This window comes from Bradyrhizobium sp. CSS354 (assembly GCF_029051725.1).
In the GTDB taxonomy this organism is placed as follows: domain Bacteria; phylum Pseudomonadota; class Alphaproteobacteria; order Rhizobiales; family Xanthobacteraceae; genus Bradyrhizobium.
In genome coordinates this window covers 351,434-375,131 of record NZ_JAACFU010000004.1, presented here as the reverse complement: position 1 = coordinate 375,131, position 23,698 = coordinate 351,434, and the positions used below count along the sequence as shown (strand labels likewise).

Sequence of the window (23,698 nt, the reverse complement as noted above, 5' to 3'; positions counted from 1 at the left end):
CGAGCTTCTTCACCCAACCGCCCGAAAAAAACATGACGACGCCACTCGAATCCCTGGCAGAGGCTCTGCTGGCCTGCCGCGCCTACGCTTCGGGCGCCGAGTCGGCTCCTGCGGCGATTCTGTGGTGCGATCCGGCCGGCGACTTCGCTCCCGTGATGCCGGCCTTGCGCACCCGTCTGCCGCATTTGCTGACCTTCGGAGCTTACGATGCGGCCATGAGGACTGGACCTTCGCTGTGGCTTCGTGCCGCCGCCGCCCGCGCGGTGCCTGGCTTGGACTGGCACGCTTTGGATCCGCCGGTAATCTATCTGCCCGGTCATGGTCGCGAGGTGCTGCGCGGCGCCGAAGAGTGTCCGGCTGAGTTGCAGCCATTAGTGTGGTTCGCCGTAACCGGTGTGTTCTTCGGGCAACCCAAGCAGGCGCGGGACTGGACGCTGCGTGGCTTTCTGGCGGCACAGGGCAGCCCTGTTTCATTAAACGTGCCTGACGACAGGGCCACTCGTGAAGCCCTCGCTCGTGCCGCCGCCCGACTGTTCACAGAGCCGCTCGCGCTGCTCAAAGGCCGGACGCTAGACGCCGCAGCGCTGGATGGAATGCTGGTGCCGGATCCCACCCTGGATATGCTGCGCTGGATGGACGGCACCCTGACACCAGAAACCGATTCGGCGAGCTTCGACGCCTTTGGCGCCCTGGCTGCCAAGAAGCTGGGTCTCGATCCTCGCAAGAAGTCACGGCAAGACGCCGCCGCCAGGCTGGCCAAGCGGGAGAAAGGTTGGGGCGAAGTCTGGCAGCGATTCGAGGAAGGGAGCGGCGACTACGATGGCGTGGTCAAATTGCTCGCGATGGAGGAACCGCAGGACCTGCTCACATCGCCGGAAGCCTATCCAACAGAAAACATCCGGCGCGAGACAGCGTTGCGGAAGAACCTCTGTGACCTCGCCTTCAAGCCATATACAGAGGCGGTCAAGGCCGTCCTGGCGCTGGAAGCCGAACACGGCTGGCGACGAGAAACGGTGTGGGCCAAGCGCGGCGAGGCGAAGTTGGCTGATGCGCTCCAGCATCTAGCGCTGATCGCCACGGCCACGGCGCTGCCAGCCAATACCCCGGACGCGATTGCCGAGGCCTACGTCGCCGAGGGATGGAAAATCGATGCCGCCGCGGTCGCCGCGCTCGATATCGCCCGGACCGGGGAGAACCGCGATGCTGTGACCGCCGCGTTGCGCACCGTTTATCTGCCGTGGCTCGACGCGGGAGCGGCCGCGCTGCAAGCGCTTGCAACAGAAGGCAAGCTGCCGCTCGCCTTGCCCAAGACGCCGCCGAAGGCGCCGGACAACGCCGCGCTAGTTTTCGTTGATGGACTCCGCATGGATGTCGCCAGGCGCCTCAGCACAGCTCTGGAGGCGCGCGGGGCAAAGGTCGTGTTCGGTTGGCGATGGTCGGGATTTCCCTCGGTGACCGCGACCTGCAAACCGCTTGCAAGTCCCGCGGCCGGTGTGTTCGCCGGGGGTGTCGTGGAAACACTGACGCCGGTGGCAGGGGGAAAGCCGGTCACCAAGCCTGTTCTTATGAAAGCCATCGAGAGTGCCGGTTGGGCAGTGACGGAGACGCTGCTGGGTTCAGGTCCATTCTGGCTCGAAGTGGGGCGGTTCGACGAGGAAGGACATTCGCTCGGCGCGCGCCTCGCGGAGCGTGTCGGCGATGGCGTAACCGAGATTACGGAGTTGGTGTTGCGGCTCGCTCGACAGAAGCGCCGAGTTCGTATCGTTACTGATCATGGCTGGTTGCTGATGCCAGGCGGATTACCTTTCGCGGAATTGCATGCTGGGATGACGGCTTCGAACGCTCGCGGAAACCGCGTCGCCACTCTCAAAGAAGGCGCCGCGACGAACTACACGTTGCTACCGTGGAGTTGGGACCAGAGCGTACTGCTTGCAACGGCGCCCGGCGCGCGTGCCTTCTACAACGGCACGGAATACGCTCACGGCGGGATCAGTCCACAGGAATGCGTGCTTCCCGTTATCGACGTCACGGCCGAAGGCGAGGCGACTCCCTTGTCAATCAGCGCCTCATGGCAACGGCTGCGGTTGCGGGTGGAGGTCAAGGGGGGCGCCGGCATGATGTTTGACCTTCGACCTGCATCCGACGCCTATGGGCCAAGTCTGCTGTCGAAAGGAGCGCGTATCCTGGACGATGCGGGGCAGGTGAATGTTCTGGTGTCGGACGAGCACGTCGGCAAGGATGTTTGCGTCGTCGTCTATGCGCCTGGGGCGCCCAGCGATGTGAGGGCGAAGCTCAACACGAGAATAGAAGGCTGAGCCTTGATGTTGGAACTGGACGATCTCGACAAGAAGGCGACTGCAGCGTTCGAGGGACACCTTGTGCGTAAGGATCTCGTGCGCCGGTTCCGGGGGCAGTTTCCGGTGCCGACCTACGTAGTGGAATTCATGCTTGGTCGCTACTGCGCCAGCACCGATCCCGCCGAGATCGAGGAAGGTGTGGAGATGGTGCAGCAGCAGCTCACCGCCCGCACGGTGCGCGCCGGCGAAGAAGAATTGTTCAAGGCAAAAGCGCGCGACAACGGCTCGGTCAAGATGATCGACATCGTGACCGCCCGTCTCGACGCCAAAAGCGATAGCTACCTCGCCACTCTCCCGAGCCTGCGCCTGAATGACGTGCGTATCGGCGACAAGTTGGTCCGCGACCATGATCGTATGCTGACCGGTGGCTTCTATGCGGAGGTGGAGGTTGGTTACGACGCGGCGATCGCGCAGGAAAAAGGAGGTCGCCCTTTTGAAATCTTGACGCTGCGCGAAATCCAGCTTTCGACGCGCGACATTCTCGATCGCATCGCGACCGGAAGGGCCGGCCTCACCACGACGGAGTGGAAAGAACTTTTGCTCCGTAGCGTAGGGCTGGAGCCGTCTGCACTGAGTCCGCGCGCGTGCGACGTGATGCTGTTGCGCATGATTCCTTTCGTCGAGAACAATTACAATCTTGTGGAACTCGGTCCCCGAGGTACCGGTAAGAGCCACCTCTTTCAGCAGGTGTCGCCGTACGCGCATTTGGTGTCAGGCGGCAAGGCGACTGTGGCGCGCATGTTCGTCAATATGGCGAACGGGCAGCGTGGTTTGGTCTGCCAATATGACGTGGTTTGTTTCGACGAAGTGTCCGGCATCTCGTTCGACAGCAAGGACGGCGTGAACATCATGAAGGGCTACATGGAGAGCGGTGAGTTCTCCCGTGGCCGGGAAAGCATTCGTGCCGAAGGCAGCATAGTCCTGGTCGGAAACTTTGACGTGGACGTCCAGCATCAGCAGCGGGTCGGACATCTATTCGGTCCGCTACCGCCGGAGATGCGCAACGATACTGCCTTTATGGACCGTATTCACTCCTATTTGCCCGGATGGGATATTCCGAAAGTCAGCCGGGCAATTTTCACCGACCATTTCGGCCTGGTAAGCGATGTGCTGGCTGAGTGCTTCTCACGCCTACGATCGCAATCGCGGTCGGGCATCATGCAAGGCCGCGCTCATCTCGGCGGCGCGCTGTCTGGGCGCGATACGAATGCGGTCAACAAGACGGTCTCCGGCCTAATAAAGCTGCTTTATCCAAGCGCCGAAATGACCGTGTCGGACGAAGATCTGGAATGGGCGATCCGACTGGCACTAGAAGTGCGGCGCCGAGTCAAGGAGCAGCAAAAGCGCATCGGCTCCGCGGAATTCCGAAACACGCAATTCAGCTACGCCATGGGCCTCGACGGTGTCGAGAAGTTCGTCGCCACGCCAGAGCTACAGAGTGAAGACAGTATCGGCTCTGACCCACTCCAACCAGGACAGGTCTGGGCGATTAGCCCTGGCGGCCAGGACGAATCCGTTGGCCTGTTTCGCATTGAGGTCAACGAAGGGCCGGGAGGCACTGTTCGTATTCTCAACCAGTCCCCACCAGCGCCATTCAGGGAAAGCGTCAATATGGCGACGCAAAACCTGTACGCCCGAAGCCGTGAGCTAGCGGGGGATCGCAATCCGCGAGAGCACGAATTCACGGTTCAGCTCCGCTCCTTCGATGCGGGCAAGCTTGGAGCGCAAACTGGCGTTCCGGTCCTATTGGCGTTGACATCGGCGCTTCTCGGCACCGCGCTCAAGGGCGGTTTGGCGGTGGTGGGCGGGATCAACCTCGGCGGCTCCGTTGAACCGGTTCACAACCCTATCGACGTTGTCGAGCATGCTCTTTCAAAGGGAGCCGCGACCGTTCTCATGCCGATTTCGTGCCGCAGGGGCTTGGCCGATCTCTCGGACGAGGTGGCCACCAAAGTTCAGGTATTTTTTTATGCCGACGCGAAAGATGCATTGAGGAAAGCTCTCCACGAATAGCTCACTCAATGTCTGCCAGATCAGGGGAGCGAGTCTGTCCACAACGGAACGGCCGCGTTTCTGGCAGAGCGTGGCGTGCCCATGCTCGAGAAGGGTGCCGGTGCAATTCGGAGCAGCGCGCTAGGTCGCTGGCTAATTTGTTCCGTGACAGCACTTTTCCGGATCCAGTTGGATCCGCGATGGCCAAATTGGCCAGTTAAATAGTTGGCAAAACCACGTCTTTCCAAAACTGCGAGAATGGAATTTCGAGGTAGTTATAGTTACTGCTTGCGGCAGGAGCCTTCCAAGGCTTTCCTCTTTTGTCCATAAACGTTTTGATTGCTCGTTCAAATATCTGTTCGTCAGTCCGTGAGATCCGGAATCCAGAAATATCAATTAGCCGGTGCAAGAATTATTCGGTGTCCAGGCGTAGCCGCGCTTTGCACGGGGATTGAAAAGGCGCCTGGGCGCACTTGCCAAACGCCCCAAACGCAGGTCGCTTGCCTTGAACCGAACAGTAAAGTCAAGAAAAATGGTTTCGGGCTTCACAACCCAGCCGCCCGATTCATCTTCGTAGAACGGACAAACTTGCGAACGGTTCAGAGAGAGCTTCATCGTTCCATCCTCGAAGATGAATCAGTCAAAGGGCGCCAAGACATGCTCCTCGAGCGGGGGCGGTTTCTTGGACGTCTGTCAGAGTTTTTGGAGTCGGTTGAGCCCAAGGTAGACGACGACGGCTTGGCTGGGCAGATTGTCGAGTTGAAGGCGATGATCGAGAGTGTTCGATCACGTATTAATTCTGACGATATGGAATCTCGGCTCGAAACTATCTTAAGCTTTATCGGCAAGAAAATGACGGAATACTCCGATATGCTTGATCTGGAGCATAGCGGAAGCTCGCTGCGTCTTGATTTGAAAAAAACTTACAGTCGTGGCGAATACCGTCGACGGCCCAATTCCGTTGAATCGTATGGGAAGCGGCGAAAATTGGATTGGCTATCACGTACTCAGCCATCTCGCGCTACACTGGTCGCTAAGGAAAAAGGATCGGCCAGTACCGGCATTTCTAATCTTTGATCAGCCGACGCAAGCATATTACCCTCCTGATAGTGTGGAAGGCGGGCTCGATGAGATCGAAAAGGACGATGATCGCACGGCAGTCCAATCGCTGTTTAAGCTGATGTCTGTAGCATGTGATGAAATAGGCTCGGGCTTCCAGTTGATTGTCCTGGACCACGCACACCTCAAGGACGTCTGGTTCGAAGACGCTATTGTACAACAGTGGCGAGGAAATGCAGCCCTTGTGCCATACGACTGGCCGGAATCATAACTCCGCTGGCAATCGTAATGACTTCGCATAGAGCATTTGGCCCGAAATCACGTGGGCAGCCTGAGTACAAAGATCAGAACTTTAAAACCTAAACCAGTGTTTATGTTTGACGCAGCCCCTTGTAGTCGACGCCGAGACGAACCAATGCGACCCCGTCTTCACATCCGACTGCTGACTCGCGTTCCTCTAGGGTCACCCGTGGAATCAGAAGCAGTCGTTGGTTGATGGCGAACGAGACGCTCTTCGTTCGAATTCTTCACCAGTGACCACCGCGCGGCAGTGGGCGTCACTGCTGTTTTGCTCTTGGGGGAGTCAACTGGGCGGCTGGCTGGTAATTAGACGAAGCCTGACGTCGGTTGAATGTCCCATACCGACCAAATACTCAAAGTGTCGATGCATTCAAGGGCCTGCTTTGGATCGCTCGCCATAGGCTCGGTGCTCAATATGGCTGCCGCAGACGCTAGGGCGATAGACCACATCTGGTGTAGGCCTTAGCAGCCTCATTGGATTGCGATATTCTTCGCCTTGAGGTCCGCGGCGATCAGGTCGAGAGGTACGGCCTGATTGTATGTTGGTCGCTTGTTGGAGTCTGTCGCGTGGTGGAGACCGAAAATGTCCAGATCGGCGGTAAAGCAGGGGGACCCGGAGGAGCCGTCGTTCGTGATCGCGTCATATCTGACTCGCGTCGCGGCGGAATTGAAGGCCAACACATTGCCCCACGCTACCGAGAGTGTCTCTCCCTCTGCATGCTGCGGAACCACGACGAAGTCGCGTACTGCGAGTAGCGAGCGTTCAGGTACCAGACTGAACCAGCCGCGCTCCTCAGCTTTCATGCCGGGCGTTCTGCCGATGGATTCGGCCACTCGAAGAAGGGCGTAATCGAGCTCCGCGACGCCGGCCTCTCCTGGCTCACCGATATCGCTGTTGGCGTACGGGCTTTTTGCGACCAGCCATTGCGACGCCAGCGGGCAGGCGGTCGGTCGTCCTGGTTCGTTGCGCTTGCCCGACCTTTTCTTAGGCGCGCTCTTCTCAAAGGCGCTTCCTGAGCGGTAGTCGAAACGGCACACTACCTGTTCGGCTTGGCTTGGCGTACGGATCACCTCTTCAACCACGTGAAAATTGGTCAGCACGAGATCCGCGGCGACCAAGAAACCAGTTCCCAGCATATAGGGCGTTTCGATCCGGCAAAGCCGGTCGCCGAAACTCATGAAACGGTTGAGAAAGCGGGCATAGTCGACCAGGCGCGAGTGTCGAGCGACCATAGCTTCTAGGCCCGCAGGCTTCGGTGGCAAAGGCTTGCTCAAGTCGTACTTTAGCTCGATTGTCGGCAGCGACAGGCCGTGAACTTGAGCGAGTTGGCGCAACGCGGCGTGATCAGGTCTCTCAGCATACGCCAACGCTACCAGTTCGACGGTCTTCCTCCGGCGCTCGGTGTAAGCGACAAGGTCACCAACCGTTCCGCAAAAACCTTGGTGGATGTTGACGAAGTTCGCCAGCACCATTCCCCACTTGAATCGCAGCGCCCGCGTCAGCTCGCCGAGGTCGAAGCTGTCCACGATCGCCTCGGCAACCTGCTCCAATTCTCCCGGGCTGAAGGTGGGAGCCGGCTTAAGATCCAACTCCGACATCGTTGTCTCTCCGCGAGCTGCTACTTGCGCGTTCATGAAAGATGATGCAATCTAGATTAAGCATAACTTGCCTGCAACGTCTTTAGCGCGATCCGTCCAAGAGGAGGGAGAGGTGCAGCACGCGGGCCAGCAATTCCAATCGTTCTTACAGGACGAGGATCTGATCGAAGAAATCCGGCAGCGTGCCGCTGCCGGCAAGCTCCCGTTGGCACAGAAGCTCGGGATTGCACCCGAACTGATCGAGCGTGCCTTGACGAGGGCGAGGTTTCCACGGGCGCCATTGCGTGGTTTGGAAGGGGCAGCGCGACCCCGGGCCCCCCCGCCACCCTCGGGCGGTAGCGCTGCGCTGGAAGCGATCGTGCTCGAGCAAGGCCGGCCCTCGCTGGTCGTACAGAATGGAACGTTCCTTATCCCAGACAGCAGGGTTTGGCGTACCGTCCTGCAACGGACACGTGGCAATATTGAACAGGCGATCGCCCGGGTTGGTCGGGTCGAGTTGCACAATCACATGACCTATCAATGGGTCGGCACTGGCTGGTTGGTCGCAGAAAACATCGTGATGACCAACCGCCATGTAGCGGAGGAGTTTGCAATCGGCCGGGGCGCTGGGTTCGCCTTTGCAACTAACCTTCTCGGCAATCAAATTGAGGCCAGCATCGATTTCCGTGAGGAGTACGAAATCGACCTCGCGATCGAAGTCAGCGTTGAAAAGATACTGCACATAGCCGGTAAGAACGAGCCGGACATCGCCCTCCTGCGAATTGCGTCCGACAAAGCGCTACCATCGCCGATTGCGCTTGCGGACAAAGAGGTGGAGCAGCGCCAAACCATAGGTGTCATCGGTTATCCCGCCTTTGACAGCCGCAACGGCCTCGACGCTATGCGTCGGTATTTCGGCGATATCTTTGACGTCAAACGCTTCGCGCCTGGCAAGGTCAGTTTTCCTACTCCGGACGAACACTACTTCATTCACGATTGTACCACGCTTGGTGGCAACTCGGGCTCTAAGGTCATCGACATCGAGAGTGGAAAAGTGGTTGGCCTGCATTTCTCAGGAGCGTTTCTGTCCGGCAACTTTGCTGTGAAAGTGAGTGCAATTAAGGACGCGCTACGCAACATCTCCACCACCATCGCGGTCAAAGTTCCAAAACTTGTACAAGAAGAGGCGCTTGCCGATGGTCGCCACAAGCCAGAGTTCTTCGCCGATCGGGACGGCTACGTTAGCGGATTCCTTGGGCCCGATGTTCCACTTCCCAAGCTCGGACGCTGGGCCAAGGATGCGGTCGCAGTTAAGGGCAAAGGCAAAAAGAAGCAATATGAGCTCAAGTACCGGCATTTTTCGGTAACGCACAGTGCCAGTCGCAAACTACCAATCTTCACCGGCGTCAATATCGACGGAAAGGAAAGTCGTCGCGCATTCCGGAGAACCGACAAGTGGTTCATCGATCTGCGCATCTCAGAGGATCTGCAGCTCGGCAACGAGATCTATCGCAGCAACGAACTCGATCGCGGTCATATGGTCCGGCGGCTGGATCCGGTTTGGGGAAACAAGGAACACGCGGCCCAGGCTAATGACGACACCTTTCACTACGTCAACGCTGCTCCACAGCACAAAGATCTCAATCAGAAGGAATGGAGCAATCTCGAGGGATATATTCTCGATAGCACCATGGCCAAGGACTTGAAGGTGTCGGTGTTCACGGGCCCGGTCATGCGTGACACTGACCAGGATTATCGAGGCCTAGTAAAGTTGCCGCAGGAGTTCTGGAAGATTGCGGTGCTAGTCAATGCCGACAACAACGAGCTTTCCTCAGCCGGCTACGTCCTGAGCCAGGGCGAGATGCTGAAAGACATTAGCGAAGCAGCGTTTGTTTTTGGCGAGTTCCGAACTTACCAGATTCTCGTCGCCAAGATCGAGGAGGAGACAGGCCTTAATTTCGGTAAGCTGCGTGATCGCGATAGCTTGGTTCGGCAACGGGAGGAGGGAATTTCATTGCCCCGCGCGCTCATGATCCGAGGACCGCAGGATCTAGTGCTTTGATTTGACGTCGCGCCAGGCGACGGCTGCTGTTCAGCTCGCTTCGCCTTGGTCCTGAAGCTCCACAGTGCAATGGCGGAGCCATTGAGATGCCTGTTTTAAGCGGCACGCAAATTGAAATGTTGGCTAAATTGCTCGTCGCAGGGTTCGACAAGGTCGGACTCAGACGCGTAGTCCAATTGTCCCTCGAAACACGCCTCGATGCCATCGTCAACGAAGACCAACGCCTCGAAGACGTCGCGTTCGAATTGGTGAACTGGGCCGACAAACGAGGACGCTCCGCGTTGACTAAGTTGCTCCAGGGAGTCGTCACGGTTCGACCGGACGACGCGGCCATCCGGGCGTTTTGCGACGATGCCTTTAGGCCCGACGAGATACGGCCGCTCGACAGCGGAGTACTGGTCGACAGGGTCAACCGTGGCATCGAGGCATTGGTTGCCTTGAAGGACCTGCCCATCGTTCAGCAGACGGTGGGGCAGTTTCGCGCGGACTTCGAAGCGGCCAGTAAACAGATCCAGATCCTTAAGAAGTACAAGTCTTTGCACGATGGACTGCATCGTCTGCAGCTCAAGATAGGGACGATCGAGGAGGAGGTCGAGGCAGCAAAGACCGACAAGCGCGCCGCGCGCAGCCTTACCCTGCATGCGATCGAGCTTGCGCCGTTGGCGAAAAAAGCGCGGCTGCAGGCGCAGGGTCTCCCCGGAGCGCAGAACGAGATCGGATGGATCAATGATTTCGACGACCACATCACCACCATGAATCGAGCCTCGGCGCAGCCAATGTCGAGTGACGACTTGGAGGCGTTGGTCATCGGTCTCAACCAGCTGCTCCAAGAAGGGCCTCGGATAAACTCGGCGCTCGCCAATGCGGCCTCTACCATACCCTTCGACAATCTCGTCCAAGCAATGACCAAGATGGCAAAACACATCCAAGACACCGCCGATCCCAAAGATGCGACGTCTCAGCAAATTACGGGCGACCTCACCGCCCTCAGTCTGCTTCAGCCGCACCTTGTTGAGTTGGTCGACCAGCATTTTGAATGGCAGTGGGTCGACAAGGAGCTCGCAGGTGCGGCGAAACTCTTTTACGATAAGCATGGGCCCATGGGAAAAATGCCCAAAAAAAAATGGCCGCAATTCAGAGCGAGGTTCATCCAGCTTTGTGACAAACACCCTCAAGATGTGTGGTCACGAGAATTGAAGGACCGTCTACTTCTGTGGGAGCACTCTACACTCTCCCCATCTCCTACGACGGATGAGATCGACGCAAGCGGGAGCGCGTTCGACGAGTTCCACAGCGCGTGTGAAATGCGTTTTTTCGAGGTCGATGATGAGCTCAATGCGCTCAGCGGTCGGCTCACCGAACTGGCGATGCCTTTGAACAGTCTGATGTCGGTGATCAAACGATGATAGACCACACAGTGGATGGGAAGGCGGCGGGCTCCCCGAACGATCAGTTTAGTTCGCTCGATACATTGCGGGCTGCGCACGAGGATTTGCTGGAAATGGCCGAAGCCAGCGCGGAGCCGTCTCCAGCGGAGGACGCAGCAAGGGAACAGCGGATCTCCGACTTCATTAACCGTGCCGCTGCCGCGGGGGCGATACTGGATGCACCTGCGGATCGTAAGACGGCTCAGGGTTTGATCGATTACTGGGTCGCGAGTTGGTACACCTCGGCACACCAGCAGGCCGGTGAAGGGGGCACGACCGCATCAGACCGTTACTCGCGGCCGACCCGGTTGGCTCCCTTCGATGCGAGTCCTGTGAAAGAGGCCGAACAGCGGGGCGAGCAGGTACTGGCAAAGCTCTCTTCGAATGATCTCGAGCTCGCACGTCGAATGCTCATACATCTCGTCCACTTGTCGGAACGAACAGGCGGTTGCATCGCCGTGCCGGCGAAACGCGAAGTCCTGCTCGCTCAGGGCGAGCTGGTGGCTGGTAGGGCTCTCCTGGGGCGACTGATCGAAGCCGGGGTGCTGAAGCAGACCCCGTCCGACCGAGGAGACGTCGTCGAGCTGCAATACGAAGCGCTCACACGCAAGTGGGACCGTCTTTCTCGTTGGATAGAGGAGCGGGCAAAATTTCGCGAGGCGGCGCTGTTTTGGGATCGAAGCGGACGAAAGAGGGGCGCGCTGTTAGGCTTCAGTGTAGCGAAAGAGGCCGGCGCATACGGGGACCTGAACGAGCTCGAGCTGGAGTTCCTCAACAAGAGCAAAAAGTACAGTATCGTATTACTGACCGCGGCAACGTGCGTAGTCGTGCTACTCTTGGGCGGACCCCCGCTTTCCGAATGGCTCTACCGCTTATCTTGGGTTCCGTTCCGGGTCGACTCAGTCATGGAGGATGTAAAATCTGAGGCGTCCAGCGCTCGAAAAAAATCCGAGGGAATTCGATGGTTGGCGCGTTATAACCAACCGCTATTTTTTTTCGGCATTTCCCTAAGAGGTGTTGATTTAAGCGGTGCAACGCTGCGCAGCGCGAGATTTGCGCAAGTATCCCTGGACGGCACAAAGTTTGACAACGCGCGAATTGCGTCTGGGACGTTTGATCACGCTATCATAGCAGACACGACATTCGCGAACGCTGACCTCTCCGGCTCCTCTTTCGATTTGGCTCTTTTTTGCAAAGGTGTAGATTTTTCGAATACCGACCTGCGTGGCGCCAGTGTTGAAAACGTTGAGTTCCAAGAGGGCACTTCGCCGATCGTGAAAAACACCGCCTGGTGGCTTGCCCGGGGATGGAACTGGGAGCAAATCGAAAAACTGCGAGAGCAGGATCAGAGTGGGTTGGGAAACTCTACCACGTTCAAAGAAATGATCGACGCGGCCGAACAGAGCGTGCAAACGAGCCCGACCGACACCCTGATGCGGGCTTTTTCCCTTAACCGCCAGGCCTGGATTTTAGCACTTTTCGGCCTCGATCTTGATAATGCCGAGAGGGCAGCACGGGAAGCCGTGAAAATCATGGCAAAGATCGCCAAAGGCTCTTTCTTGGAGGGAGAGCTAAGGGATACGCTTGGGTACATCTTGCTCCAAAAGGGCGATAAGGAGGCGTTCGATCAACTGGAGATCGCCGTCCGTCTCGATACTCGTCCGGAGAATCTTTTCCGACACGCAGTTGCACAGTTCGTGTCCGGCCGTGACGGCGCTATCGCCCAGTTGCACAAAGCAATGGCCTGGAAGGGTTTCGTTCCCAGCCATGAACTGGTTCGACTGCGAACTCAAATTTCTGGAGAATTCGAGCGTGAACTGAGGATCCTACTGGAGGCGCGCCGGTATCCCCTGCCAAAACAGCCATTGAAATGTCCAAAACCCTCCGCTCCTCCCAAATGAAACGACAGGCTCTTGCAGCCGCCGCCGCAAGCGTTGGCCAAGAGCAGACACGATGCCGGCTGCTCGAAACGATCAACTCCTCTTGTAGGAGTACAGAGCCCGGATTTGTGATCTATCTCACAAACTTGGTTTCACGATCACACTATGGTGGGCGGTCAACTAAGGAGCGGGTCATGCGTAAAGTCATTTTTGGATTCGCCATTGCTCTCGCACTGATAGGTGCTGGATTGTTTGTTTCCTCGCTTGAAAATCCGGTGTGGTTGTTGGCGGGCTGTCAAGGGTGCTGAGCAGCTTCTAGCTGGCTTGAGGCCGATGAAGGCAACTCGAGCGATCTGGAATGCGCCCGGATTGCCGGATGCGATTGGGTCCAAGTTATGCCGCTAGTGGCGTTGCTCGGCTTCGGCCGGCGGGATGCTGCTGGTCGGCTCCAGGTGCCTTAGGTTGTTGAATCGAATTGACCATTCAAGGGTTGCGAACCCGGCGGCCTTGAACGACGCCATGGCCTGCGCCCGTGGATCACCTCAGGCAGACGCCCGGTCTATTTGAATGAGACGTATTGGCTCCGGTCGCCGTGGTTCACGAGGCCGCCGCAGTGCATTGAGCCGAATGATGTCCGCTTTGACCTTCTGATGCAGACCTCATGGCACGAGGGAGATGATTATTTCGCTTTGAGTAGGGGTGCTATCTCGGCGGCCTTCTTCTCAAGATAGGAGCCGTGGCAGGGCGAATAGCCACCGGGCTCAACACCGACCCATTCCGCCGGCAGCAAGCACGTCAGCGGTCCTGATCCCGTCCCATACTATCCGACAGAGTCGATGTCCGCGTGAAGCTCCTGGACTTGATAGTTCTCCAGGCCAGTCTTGATTGCCAACTGAGCCGGGCCCCGGTCAGTCATGTCGTCTACCTTGGACGCTGCGGCCTCTTTCAGCTTAATGCCGTTATTGAGCAGCCTTCCAGCCCATTTCCATTGAGTGCGCCCAACTGATCCGCGTAGAATCCGCTCGACGCATTGGCGATGGCCAGTGAGGCGACGCAATGTCGCCGGCCGTTAAAGCGATGGAGCACCTGCCGCGGCTCAAGAGTGAAACGGAATCCCAGTCAACGCGGATATAAGCCGGCACTCGGCGCGGGGGCGGCGTCTGAGAGTTCTCTGAGAAAGGGAGAATTGCGCGCATGCGTCGGAAGCGGACACTGGCCCGAGCGCATCATGTCGATTCGGCCGAATTCCGTTCGGCTTCCAACGCCTTGAAAGGGAGTGAGCGTACCGGTGGCCCTATCACCGTAGCCGCCAGGCTCAACATCAACGGTCACGGCTCTGATCCTAACCCGTAGTGTTCTTACAGCCCGATGTCGTCGCCAGCACTCTAGCTGATGCCGTGTTCGCGCTCGTACCGCCTGGTATTGCGGCCGCCGATCCAGAGGTACAACGCCACAATGACGAAAGCAGCAGAAATGGTCTGGAGGAGAGTCAGGCTCACAGATAGAAGTGCCGATCCCGTCTTTCGCCAATTACAAAGATACGACCAAACAACACAGCCGCAGTAAAGATGCAGCTGCCGCATAAACGGTGGTGTCGGTTACTTTGGTGCCCTCGACGTTCTGCCTCAGTGGAAAAGGCGAACATAGCCAAACAGGTTAGGAGCGCCAGTACACCGCCGATGAGGCATAGGTCGAGGGCACGACCAAAACCTTACGTCAAGTATATGGATTGCCCTGATAACGGTGAACGTCCAACAGAGGATCGCAAACGGAACGATCAACAGACCAATCGCATTGAGCCAACTGTAGCTCTGATAGCGGAATATCAGAACGGCAACTAAGACCGCTACAGGCATCGACAGCAGCAATAGGCCTGATAGCAGATTGTATCGGCCGGCATGATCGGATGCGCTTACTCCGACCATAGAACTGCGTCTCTCAAATGCTTCTGACTCCGCGCCCTGACGAGCGCGCTCGGGTGCTGATTGACGTATGGCAGCACGAGGTACCTTGCGATTTTCTTTCATAAGCCCTTATTCCATGTCGAAACACACCTTGAGCAAAGAATGGTCACGGCATGGTATTGGCGGCACGAACACGACTGCATTTTGTCGATCGACATGCAGAATACGGCCTGTTCGGGCGGTGTATTGGAAATGGAGGCATCTCGTCGCCTCGCAAGGCCGAAGTAATTGCCGCTGAGTTGTCAGGAGCGTGAATGGAGTTGCGTGGAAGCGGCTCTCTGCAACTCGCCATAGTCCGGCACGTATCGTTCTAGACGGACCAAATCCATTTGTGACTGGAGAGGAAACGACGTTTGGGCCTCACGGCTACCTTTCACTTGAATTCGTCGGTCCTAATTTATTTGAGCCATCCATTTACCGGATGGTGCAGAGGTGTTTTGCTCCAACCTAGCGTGACATTGGGATCGACCTGCACCCGCTGCTGGTTCGGCTCGGGGGCTTGAGCCTTTGATAGGCGGCATGTTGCCGGAGTTGCGCGGGCGTCCGTGCCCGCGTTGATGGACAAGCTCTGGTGTTCGCTGCCGTGCGCAGACCTTACATTGCAACTGCTTCAATTCGTCATTGATGCGGATTCTGGAGGCTCGAGCTTCCAAAAGTGAGGAATTTGTTGCCGCTCCAACCGTTCACAAATTATCCTAGTGGGTATGGCTTGATTAAAGTTTGCTGGCTTGAACCGATTGTCACCACCGGCGTGATGCAGCGCAACGAGTGACAAAGCCGCGGAAAAGCATGGGGAGCCGGACGAGCCGGGCAACGTATTGGCGTTGTGGCGAAGCCGCCGCCCGCCACCAGCTAGAGTGAGCATTTGGCCCATCGTAAGTTTGAGCGGTTGGAGTTTCCAATCGATCGGGCTCTGAGGATGCTGCATGACAAACATGGGATCGTTCGGATTGATTTGGCCGCCTGTCAGCTTGACCCATCCTCGTACATCCGCTGACGGGTTCGATCCAGAACCGGCCGGCGCGTTACCAATATCGGTTGCCAGCTTCAGTAACGCGTAATCACATTCTTCGTCAGTGGGGTCGCCAGCTGACAGGTTCGGATCATACGGACTTGGGGGGCTTGCATCGATCACAACTGCGGAAAGTGCGAAGCCAGGATTGATGACCCCTCCATTCGCAAGTGCAGCAAAGTCGAAACGGCAGCTGATCTGCCCTATCGAATTGGCGCTGCTGATGACGTGCTGATTGGTCAGGACGTATTCAGGGCCGACCAGTACTCCCGAGCCAAATCCCTCCCCATCTAGCTCAATCGAGCAGACCTGGAGCTCAAGCCGGCCGAGCATCGAACGAAATCTTGCGGGATCGAGGAAGGGAAGATTGCCTCTTACAATCTTCTCGAGATCTAGGGAGCCTGTGCTGGCCAGGGCCAAAAAGCGTGAAACTTCATAAAGTTGTGCGTTACCAGGATTCGAATTTCGGGCGGCGCGAACTAGGTCGAGCGTCCATCCCTCCATCTCGGCGAGTTCGATTAGCTTGAAAGCCACCGAACTAAGCGGCCCAGGCGCGACCATTGCTTCAAGTCTCCTGTTCAACTCGAACCTCAGCATCATCGCCAGAGAATTGCTATCAAAGGCGCTTACTAGCGCGTCTCGCAACGCCTTGGCCTGCGGTCCGGTTAGCGCCATGTTGTCCTCCCTGATTTCGATGTTGCAATCATACCCAGCTACAATCTAAGATGAAAACACTTACGGCAACTGATGATTGCGCATGGTTCGTTCGTTTAATTGAAAAGCGGTATGGCCGCATATTTTTCAGGAGCGGGCCAACCGTACGTCGGTCAAGGCGTGCATTCTGGTCCGTTAATCGTGTTGCTCCGAATTGGGGGGCGAGATGACCAAACTTTCCTTTGATGGGGTGCAACGAGTTAAGCTGCGTGACGCGATCCTTAGCGGCTTCGATTTCACGCCGCTCGTAAGCACTCTCAGGGATAACAACTTGTCGACCAGTAGTATGCCGGTCGCGGCCGACCTACGGACTCAAGTCGACGCTCTGATCGATACCGCGTTCAAAGAAGGATGGCTTGGCAGCCTTTGTCTGGCGCTTGCCAATGCTCGGCAGCAAAATGCACCCCTACAGAAAGTCTTGCTCGAGGTAAATCAGTGGTTTGTTACCCTCGTGGAACAAAGTGCTCGTGAGCGAGAATCTATCCTAATAGAAACTGCGGCCGCACGCGCCACAACTTCGCGGAAGATAGCCGTTGTCTTAAGTTCAGTTGGTACGGACGCGGCCTGGAAAGAAAATTTCAGAGGGATAGGAGGGTTCATCGACGCATTGCAACCTTGCGATGTCGTCGACACGTTAGAGAGATTCAAGCAGTCCAGAGAAAGCGTTCGGAGTATATTCCGTGACATAGATCGAGCCGATCTCTTCGTCGCCTTTCTGTCGAGACGCTACCTGGCGTTTCCGCAGACCGCCGATGAGGTTAGACGCGCGTTGACCAATTTGCGGACCCGGAACGAGAGGGGCAGCGGGCCTCCCAAAGTTCTTCTGGTGGCGCTCGATCAGGAGAGCATCGATTGCGTTAAGAGAGAGACGACTGACGTACAGGAGCTCCTGACGATCTCCGAATTCTATGAGGGAAATGTTCGGAAAGCCATTGTCGCCAACAAGGTAGTCGATGATGGGGTCGCCACCCAGATATCATCTCTCGGCGAAAGCCTACGACAATCATTTGACGACCTGCCCAGCTCGGTTGGCCAACTTGGGCAGGATGCTCCTGGCAAGATCATTATACATCCCCCCGATCCACCGGTTGCATCAGCTTCGACCTCTCAGACGATTGTAGTCCTGGGTGAGCCCAGAAGCATTCCGGATCACGCTACGACCAGCGCGATCGAGGAACTGATCGATGGGCTCGTCAAGCGAAACATACCTCATCAGCGCTGGGCTGACGGTTGGCGAGAAGTCGGCCGATCCCAAAGCGAACTAGCAAGCTTCCCGCTTTTCGTGCGCGCTGTTAGCGATCCAAGTCAATCCAGCGCGAAGGAGCTCTTAGGTCGCTTATCAAGCGAGCTGAATGTCTCATTTGGCTTTCAGTTCGATGAGCAAGGCGAAAATGTTCGCCCACTTTCTGAGCGGCCAAAAGTAGTTTGGCGGCCGAATGGTCCGAAGTGGGACCCAGCGGCAACAGGGCCGCTTCTATTTTCGAGTAGCGACAGTGCAAGTGATTTCGCTCGCTGGCTTTCCTATCAGATCGGCCAAAATCAGGCGACGAGCAACGCAATTGTGCACTATGAAGATCCGGCTGATAGGGGCGATTCTGGCAATCGGCGACGGCGAGAGGCCGTGGAGGAGAGCTTGTGCGGCGCTATCTCTAGCAAGATCCCGCCACTAATTCCCGACTCATTACCGTTCGGCTACCAGCAGCTCCAAGAGGTCATAGATTCGATCACATTCGAGGGAGACAAGCTAACTGTCCTAGCCGCCCACGATATGCGGTCCAAGTTTGGCTCATCTGACGATACTCTGCAACGCTTTCGCGATATCGATCGCAGGATTGAAGAGAGCCTCATAAAGAGGAAGATCGCAAACGCTCGTCTGATGCGTGTTGCTGTTTTACTGCGCAATTGGAAGCTATTCCCCGCTCTCGAGTTCAGTCGTTCGTCTCGGGTGAGCAAGTGGCAGTTGCTTCGAATCGTCGTTCGTAGCGACGGCACGCTCGTTCCAGATAAGGCGAATTTGGAGCGGCTCCGCGATTATGCCGCAAGCTTGATGAATCCAAGCGAACAAGCAGCGTCATGACGGACCAATCATACGCTCGGGCTCACGATTTCAGCATCACGAGGCGTGAGTATTTTGCGCAATGGAATGTGGTTCGTGCCCAATCGTTCATACAAGAGGGACAACAATTGTCCCTCAAGGACGGCGGCCTTACCGTCTCACCATATCCCGGGCTACGTAGTTTTCGACCGGACGAAGCGGACCTTTTCTTTGGTCGCGACGCTCAGGTAAGAGAACTGAGAAAGTTTCTTACTAAGCACAATGTCATCTTTGTGCTGGGAGGCTCTGGCTCTGGAAAGTCGTCTCTCGTTCGTGCGGGCCTGATTCCTGAACTCAACAGTACATCACCTATACCTGGGCGCGCCGGTGCTTGGTACGTCGTTGAGTTTCGACCTAAGCTCGATCCCTCCGCCGAGCTTTTCGATGCATTGTTCGAGCAGATCGTCAGTCCAGTGCTGCGATTTCATCTTCCAGACGCGGCCGAGTCTGCTAGCTCAGATCGCGAGGCCGTTGAGTTTGATCGTCGAGTCGGAGCGCTAGATACTGCTCTCGCCGTGTCGTCTGACCCAAACGATGAGCTCGAAACAATCACTAAAACTTACAAGTCTAAACTTCGCGAGATGCTGTTCGAGGGTGATGTCGTCGACGTTGGGGCTCTATTTGACTTCGTCGATCAAACCCTGCTCGGTCTTGATCGCGCTTTATCGGAAGGGATGATTGCCGACGCTCCGAATCTGCTCATATTGATTGATCAGTTTGAGGAGGTCTTCAAGCCGAAGGTCGAGACCGCTGCCAGAGCTATGCTCATGGACCTGATAACCAGCGTACACACCTACAAGCCGTTCAATCTATTCTTGGTGGTTACCATGCGCAGCGAAGAGTTGCACCGCTGTGCCGAATTCATAGGGTTAGCGGACGTTGTAAACAAGTCCTTCTACCTGGTTGATCTCATCGGCGGCAAAGATATCGAGCGCGCCATTGTAGGGCCAGCGCAACGCCTCCTTGGTAGTTGGGGCCTTGAGGTCGGCGATCGGGAAACGGGACCCTTCACGACCGAAGCACTTAGCAGGCTCCATCGCGTATTTGACGATGCTCGCGATGAATTGGCTCACCCCGCGGATCAGTTGCCTTTAATGCAGCATCTGCTGCCTCTCATTTGGGAAAAGGCAGTCCAAAGGTGGCAAGCGATCGCTGATCGTCAACCCCTCAGTATCGATTTGCGCGATTGCGAATCTATCCCTGGCTGGTCAGCTCCGGAAGGCGTTTTGTTGGGCACCCTGAATGCAACAGCGGACGCCGTCTTGGGTGCCGCTATACGGCGGGGAGCATCCAGCTCTGGCCTACCAGAATCAATAGTCGGGCAGTTGCTTCGGGTATCATTCTGTTGCTTGGCGCAGTTGGATGATAACGGGAAAGTCGTGCGCGACTTTGCTTCTCTCGACCAAATGCTAAATGCGTCTGGCGCCTTTGAGCGCCTTGACGCGGCCGGTAAGGTCGCATGCAAAGTTGCGTTAGAGCGCGCCTTTGAAGTATTCCGAGAAGCGACTTTGGTAAATACGTCCCGTGTGTATGACGTCAATCATGAGGCACTAACTCGCGGCTGGGTTACCTATGCCGGTTGGATCGAGGATGCTCGCGATCGTGCCGCCAAACTTGTTAGCGTCGATCAACAGATCCAAGCAGCAGAGCCACCAGCTAAGAAGTCGCTGTTGCTGGGATGGATTGATGCCGTGAGTGAGTGGATCTTTGTAGAGAAACTTGCCAAGGCAGACCAAATTGCCGGCGATGAGACGAGTAGGACTTTAGAGGATGTCGTCGGCATAAGCAGCGTATTTAGCGATGAGTGGGCGTGTATGATGCTTGATCGGGCGGACGGCAAGATAGCGGTGAAGCGCAACTGTGGAGAGAGCGGCAGTCGCTTGGGTGCCATTCGGAGTACAATCGAGGATGCAAAAACCTATCGGGATGGGGCGAAGCATCGGCCACGACTACTCCTGTTAGGGGTTGTGATGGCGCTCACCATCCTCTCGATAACAGGTTACGGTCTGCAGTCTGCAAGGGTCGCGAGCGAAAAGCTGAACAACGTCTATCGTTTTTCTCAGCTTCAAGAGGCCGCAACTTTAGTTTCGCAGAATAATCCCAGAAGTTTAGCTGCGGATCGCGAACTTTACGCGGTGCTAGCTATGGAAGGCCATCTGACGGACAACTTGCCATCGGATGAAGCAAAAGAGCAATTGTACAATTCGATGCGATCGCTTGAAGACGGTGCACGGGTGATCTTATCGGACGTTTCGATTCGAGTGGCGCCTAACAGATCTCCCGCGCTCCCAACGCTCAACCCGCGTTCGAGCAAATGTGCAATTGTTAATCCAAGCGACGCGTCGCATGCTGATTTGATCGGTGAAGGGCAGAACTTGGGGGTTCGTCTGAAGCGCGCGGACGTTAGCAATGGGGTGTCAACTATTACGATGATTCCTGTGTGGCGTTCGATTGAGAACGTTGTTTCTCCCATCGAGTCATCGAACCTAAGTGGATTTACGTTACTTCCTGGATCTCTCGTATGCTTGTCGAATGACGCGAATTGGCTCCTGATCTGGACGCCTGCGCCGGGAAACCAATCGAGCTCTCCCCCCAACATGTACCGAATTGTGTGGATCAGGACGGCTCCTTTGGCAGCCAGGCGCGACAATAAGTGGCACGTTGTTCTTCAGTCGCAGCGCCGTCCATCAACATCACAAAGCTTCGATGTCTTGATCAACAAGCTAAACCCGGAAGTTACCGACCTGATTCAAACGGGTGGCAGGCAAGTTGCATCGTTTCGGTCTGGCGACAAAGTCGGATTCCTGCTGCCGCTTAAGTCTCGAGAAACCGCGATCCTCTGGACGAGCGCTGCCGTCTCAGACGCAGACCCGGTTGACGGGGCGGTTTCGAGGAATTGCACGCCAACGCCGATTAAGATCGGCGATCGAGAATCGCGTGAGCTGTTTACTTGCAATATGGGGGAGTTCGCATTCGAAGGCCAAAACCATCGCCTGGAGGCCGCATACTTCTCTGACCAGGCGAAATACATTCCACAAGTAATGAGCGGTGCAGGACAGGGTGCTGGAGGCCAGCGCGTTTGCAGTACACCCAATGATCTGTGTGCAACTGAGTTACGAATATCGTTCAACCCTTCAGGCCAGCCTAGCAGCAATTGGCTGCGGATGAGTATCTCGCATTTTTCTTCCGGGGTGGTGGGAGCTCAAGTTAAAGATGGTTATCTTCTTGTAAGCGACGCGAATGGACAAACGTGGCGCTACTCCGTGGGTACCAAGAATCTGCTGCCGTTGCTTCAAGCCCGTTGGCAGGGTCTTTCGCCGGACGCAGTCAAGGGCAGCGAGTTCTCGCAGCTTTGCAAGAGGATGAAGTGTGACGAGACGAACATACCGGAGTGGCCTGGTTCGAATATAAGCTACTAGCCGCACTTTGATGCGGCCAAAGATGGGAAGTGTTTTGCGAGTTGAATTCTCGAGCCTTATTTCCAGAACATTGTTCCTGGCTGGACTTACCGGCGATGAAAATCGTTGCAATTTGTAGGTGCTTGGCTATCGTGAACACAGTCCGGATGAGAGGACTATCTATATGACTGTTTTTGGAAAGGTAAGACGCGCGTCAGGTGTGCGGTGGCTCCTAATAGCCGTCCGCGCCTTTTCGTCTGTTATGGCAGTGTTTGCGCCGACCGAGTACGCAGCGGGTAGTTCAGCGGCCATCGAAGCTTCAAGAACGGCTGCCGGCCGCGCTCAATCTATTTCCGATCGGATCGACGCTGTCCGCGAGCGGATTGCCGTCGTTGGTGCCCGGGCTGCAAGCGACAGCTCCGCGTCAAACAACGAGTTGGCTCAATTTCCGAATTTTCCAAACTTTCCAAATTTCCCAAATTTCCCAAATTTCCCAAGATATGGCCGTATGGCGTAGCAGCGGGATACATCGATGCCTTCGGCAAGTGTCTCCAAGTTTAAGATTGAGACCTTGGTGCTGCAGTCGACGCCATTCTGCAACATCGACTGCTCTTATTGCTACTTGCCGGACCGCACGTCAAAAGCGTTGATGAGCGAACAAACGCTGGAGCGGGCCTTCAGTCGTGTGTTCTCCAGTCCATTTCTTGGTGATCACCTGACTGTGCTGTGGCATGCAGGTGAGCCTTTGGTCGCCGGCGTAGACTACTATCGGCATGCGTTTGATATCCTCGAACGATGCAAGCCATCCGGCGTTTCCGTTACATGCCATTTTCAAACGAACGGAACGTTGCTTACTCAAGCGTGGGTCGACTTCCTTGCGGACAGTTCGTCAAAAATTGGATTGAGCATTGATGGACCGGCAGATCTGCATGATCGAACAAGGAAGACACGGTCGGGAAACGGTACCTTCCAGCGATCAATGCAGGGACTCCGTTTGTTACAGAAGAACAACCTGCCGTTCCATGTAATCACCGTATTGACAAAGGAATCGCTCGGGTGCCCGGACAAATTGTTTGAATTCTATGTCGAGAATGACATCCGCCAGGTCGCATTCAATGTCGAGGAAATCGAAGGCGTTCATTCCAGTTCGTCCCTGCAGTCTCAGGACAGTGATCGGCAGATGAAAGAGTTCCTGCGCAGGTTTCTTGATTTGCTTACTGAAAGGCGACCGAAACTGTCGATTAGGGAGTTTGATGGAGCTTTCCACGCGATAGTAAATCCGAAAAGTGCCGACTATGGAAATCCTATGGCCGAGCCCATGCGGTTTGTATCCGTGGGAGTCGATGGCGATATTAGTACGTTTTCGCCGGAGCTTCTCGGTACTAGAAGCTGCCGGTATCCTTCTTTTGCGTTTGGCAACGTTCACGCGGATGCGTTGGTAGATGTTTTGACCAATCCGATATTTAAAGAAGTCAATTCCGATATTCAGGCGGGGATTCAAGGCTGTCGCAATTCTTGTCAGTACTTTGACGTCTGTCTTGGAGGTGTTCCCGGAAATAAACTTTTTGAGAACGGCAGTTTCGCAACCTGCGAAACGCTGTTCTGTCGCTTGGCAAAGAAGGCGGTGGTGGATGTGGTGTTAGAGCGCGTAGAACGCAATCTTGGCCTCACTTGAACAGATGCAGCTGGCACTCGCCTCGATGACGCTGGTAGAACTGCTGACCTTTAGATCGGGTGTCTTAGCGGCTCCTGATCGTTGTTCCATAACAACGCACGCGGAGGTGGATAGCAAGCGCTTCCATTTGGTAAGCGCGGCAGACGCGACAATTCCATTGCGCGCATCTGGTCTGTCTCTTCAGC

At 56.1% G+C, this 23,698-nt stretch carries 13 protein-coding genes and 1 pseudogene; 10 read left to right on the top strand and 4 right to left on the bottom strand.

Going from position 1 to position 23,698, the window contains the following annotated elements; translation table 11 throughout:
• Positions 1–32: 32 nt before the first annotated feature.
• Both pglZ and brxL read left to right on the top strand, forming a co-directional pair.
• On the top strand, positions 33–2,315 hold the full coding sequence (pglZ, locus tag GWG67_RS11745; protein WP_275169500.1) for a BREX-1 system phosphatase PglZ type B: 2,283 nt from the start codon (positions 33–35) through the stop codon (positions 2,313–2,315).
• 6 nt (positions 2,316–2,321) lie between these two features.
• Positions 2,322–4,370 carry a BREX system Lon protease-like protein BrxL gene (brxL, locus tag GWG67_RS11740; protein WP_275169699.1) on the top strand — a complete coding sequence of 683 codons (2,049 nt, stop codon included), beginning with the start codon at positions 2,322–2,324 and terminating at the stop codon, positions 4,368–4,370.
• Positions 4,371–4,745: 375 nt separating this feature from the next.
• On the opposite strand, the gene GWG67_RS11735 is transcribed toward brxL, so the two are convergent.
• Positions 4,746–4,964: a hypothetical protein gene (locus GWG67_RS11735; RefSeq protein ID WP_275169499.1), complete on the bottom strand. Its 219-nt coding sequence runs from the start codon at positions 4,962–4,964 to the stop codon at positions 4,746–4,748.
• Positions 4,965–5,006: 42 nt separating this feature from the next.
• Between GWG67_RS11735 and GWG67_RS11730 the strand changes: the two genes are divergently transcribed.
• The gene (locus tag GWG67_RS11730) at positions 5,007–5,426 is read left to right on the top strand and encodes a hypothetical protein (protein ID WP_275169498.1); all 420 of its coding nucleotides are present in this window, start codon (positions 5,007–5,009) and stop codon (positions 5,424–5,426) included.
• The gene (locus GWG67_RS39085) at positions 5,320–5,679 is read left to right on the top strand and encodes a DUF3732 domain-containing protein (RefSeq protein ID WP_369335502.1); all 360 of its coding nucleotides are present in this window, start codon (positions 5,320–5,322) and stop codon (positions 5,677–5,679) included. The genes GWG67_RS11730 and GWG67_RS39085 overlap by 107 nt, the downstream gene beginning before the upstream one ends.
• A gap of 500 nt (positions 5,680–6,179) precedes the next feature.
• Here the strand turns inward: GWG67_RS39085 and GWG67_RS11725 are convergent, their stop codons facing one another.
• The gene (locus GWG67_RS11725; protein WP_275169497.1) at positions 6,180–7,307 is read right to left on the bottom strand and encodes a serine protease; all 1,128 of its coding nucleotides are present in this window, start codon (positions 7,305–7,307) and stop codon (positions 6,180–6,182) included.
• Positions 7,308–7,419: 112 nt separating this feature from the next.
• Here GWG67_RS11725 and GWG67_RS11720 point away from each other — a divergent pair, with 112 nt between their 5' ends.
• The 3 genes from GWG67_RS11720 to GWG67_RS11710 all read left to right on the top strand — a co-directional run bounded on the left by GWG67_RS11720 (position 7,420) and on the right by GWG67_RS11710 (position 12,676).
• The gene (locus tag GWG67_RS11720) at positions 7,420–9,348 is read left to right on the top strand and encodes a DNA/RNA non-specific endonuclease (protein WP_275169496.1); all 1,929 of its coding nucleotides are present in this window, start codon (positions 7,420–7,422) and stop codon (positions 9,346–9,348) included.
• An 86-nt stretch (positions 9,349–9,434) separates the two neighbouring features.
• Entirely contained in the window at positions 9,435–10,754 is a 1,320-nt protein-coding gene (locus tag GWG67_RS11715) for an effector-associated domain EAD1-containing protein (protein WP_275169495.1), read from the top strand.
• Positions 10,751–12,676 (top strand): pentapeptide repeat-containing protein, encoded by a 1,926-nt coding sequence (locus GWG67_RS11710; protein ID WP_275169494.1) that lies wholly within the window; start codon positions 10,751–10,753, stop codon positions 12,674–12,676. The genes GWG67_RS11715 and GWG67_RS11710 overlap by 4 nt, the downstream gene beginning before the upstream one ends.
• A gap of 380 nt (positions 12,677–13,056) precedes the next feature.
• Here the strand turns inward: GWG67_RS11710 and GWG67_RS11705 are convergent.
• A pseudogene (locus GWG67_RS11705) lies at positions 13,057–13,274 on the bottom strand (IS3 family transposase); the annotation flags it as partial.
• A gap of 1,955 nt (positions 13,275–15,229) precedes the next feature.
• Complete coding sequence (locus tag GWG67_RS11700; RefSeq protein WP_275169493.1) at positions 15,230–16,306, bottom strand: effector-associated domain EAD1-containing protein; 1,077 nt, start codon at positions 16,304–16,306, stop codon at positions 15,230–15,232.
• Positions 16,307–16,511: 205 nt separating this feature from the next.
• Between GWG67_RS11700 and GWG67_RS11695 the strand changes: the two genes are divergently transcribed.
• From GWG67_RS11695 to grrM, 3 genes are all read left to right on the top strand, one after another.
• Positions 16,512–18,422 (top strand): effector-associated domain EAD1-containing protein, encoded by a 1,911-nt coding sequence (locus tag GWG67_RS11695; protein ID WP_275169492.1) that lies wholly within the window; start codon positions 16,512–16,514, stop codon positions 18,420–18,422.
• A gap of 107 nt (positions 18,423–18,529) precedes the next feature.
• Entirely contained in the window at positions 18,530–21,859 is a 3,330-nt protein-coding gene (locus GWG67_RS11690) for a hypothetical protein (protein ID WP_275169491.1), read from the top strand.
• Between the two features lie 511 nt (positions 21,860–22,370).
• Positions 22,371–23,513 carry a cyclophane-forming radical SAM/SPASM peptide maturase GrrM/OscB gene (gene grrM, locus GWG67_RS11685; protein ID WP_275169490.1) on the top strand — a complete coding sequence of 381 codons (1,143 nt, stop codon included), beginning with the start codon at positions 22,371–22,373 and terminating at the stop codon, positions 23,511–23,513.
• The last annotated feature ends 185 nt before the right edge of the window (positions 23,514–23,698 follow it).

Bases quoted from the DNA above. Each gene is read 5' to 3' on its own strand.
- GWG67_RS11735 (WP_275169499.1), bottom strand. From the start codon at position 4,964: ATGAAGCTCTCTCTGAACCGTTCGCAAGTTTGTCCGTTCTACGAAGAT.
- GWG67_RS11715 (WP_275169495.1), top strand. From the start codon at position 9,435: ATGCCTGTTTTAAGCGGCACGCAAATTGAAATGTTGGCTAAATTGCTC.
- grrM (WP_275169490.1), top strand. From the start codon at position 22,371: ATGCCTTCGGCAAGTGTCTCCAAGTTTAAGATTGAGACCTTGGTGCTG.
- GWG67_RS11725 (WP_275169497.1), bottom strand. From the start codon at position 7,307: ATGTCGGAGTTGGATCTTAAGCCGGCTCCCACCTTCAGCCCGGGAGAA.
- pglZ (WP_275169500.1), top strand. From the start codon at position 33: ATGACGACGCCACTCGAATCCCTGGCAGAGGCTCTGCTGGCCTGCCGC.
- GWG67_RS11700 (WP_275169493.1), bottom strand. From the start codon at position 16,306: ATGGCGCTAACCGGACCGCAGGCCAAGGCGTTGCGAGACGCGCTAGTA.
- GWG67_RS11730 (WP_275169498.1), top strand. From the start codon at position 5,007: ATGCTCCTCGAGCGGGGGCGGTTTCTTGGACGTCTGTCAGAGTTTTTG.
- brxL (WP_275169699.1), top strand. From the start codon at position 2,322: ATGTTGGAACTGGACGATCTCGACAAGAAGGCGACTGCAGCGTTCGAG.
- GWG67_RS11695 (WP_275169492.1), top strand. From the start codon at position 16,512: ATGACCAAACTTTCCTTTGATGGGGTGCAACGAGTTAAGCTGCGTGAC.
- GWG67_RS11710 (WP_275169494.1), top strand. From the start codon at position 10,751: ATGATAGACCACACAGTGGATGGGAAGGCGGCGGGCTCCCCGAACGAT.
- GWG67_RS39085 (WP_369335502.1), top strand. From the start codon at position 5,320: ATGGGAAGCGGCGAAAATTGGATTGGCTATCACGTACTCAGCCATCTC.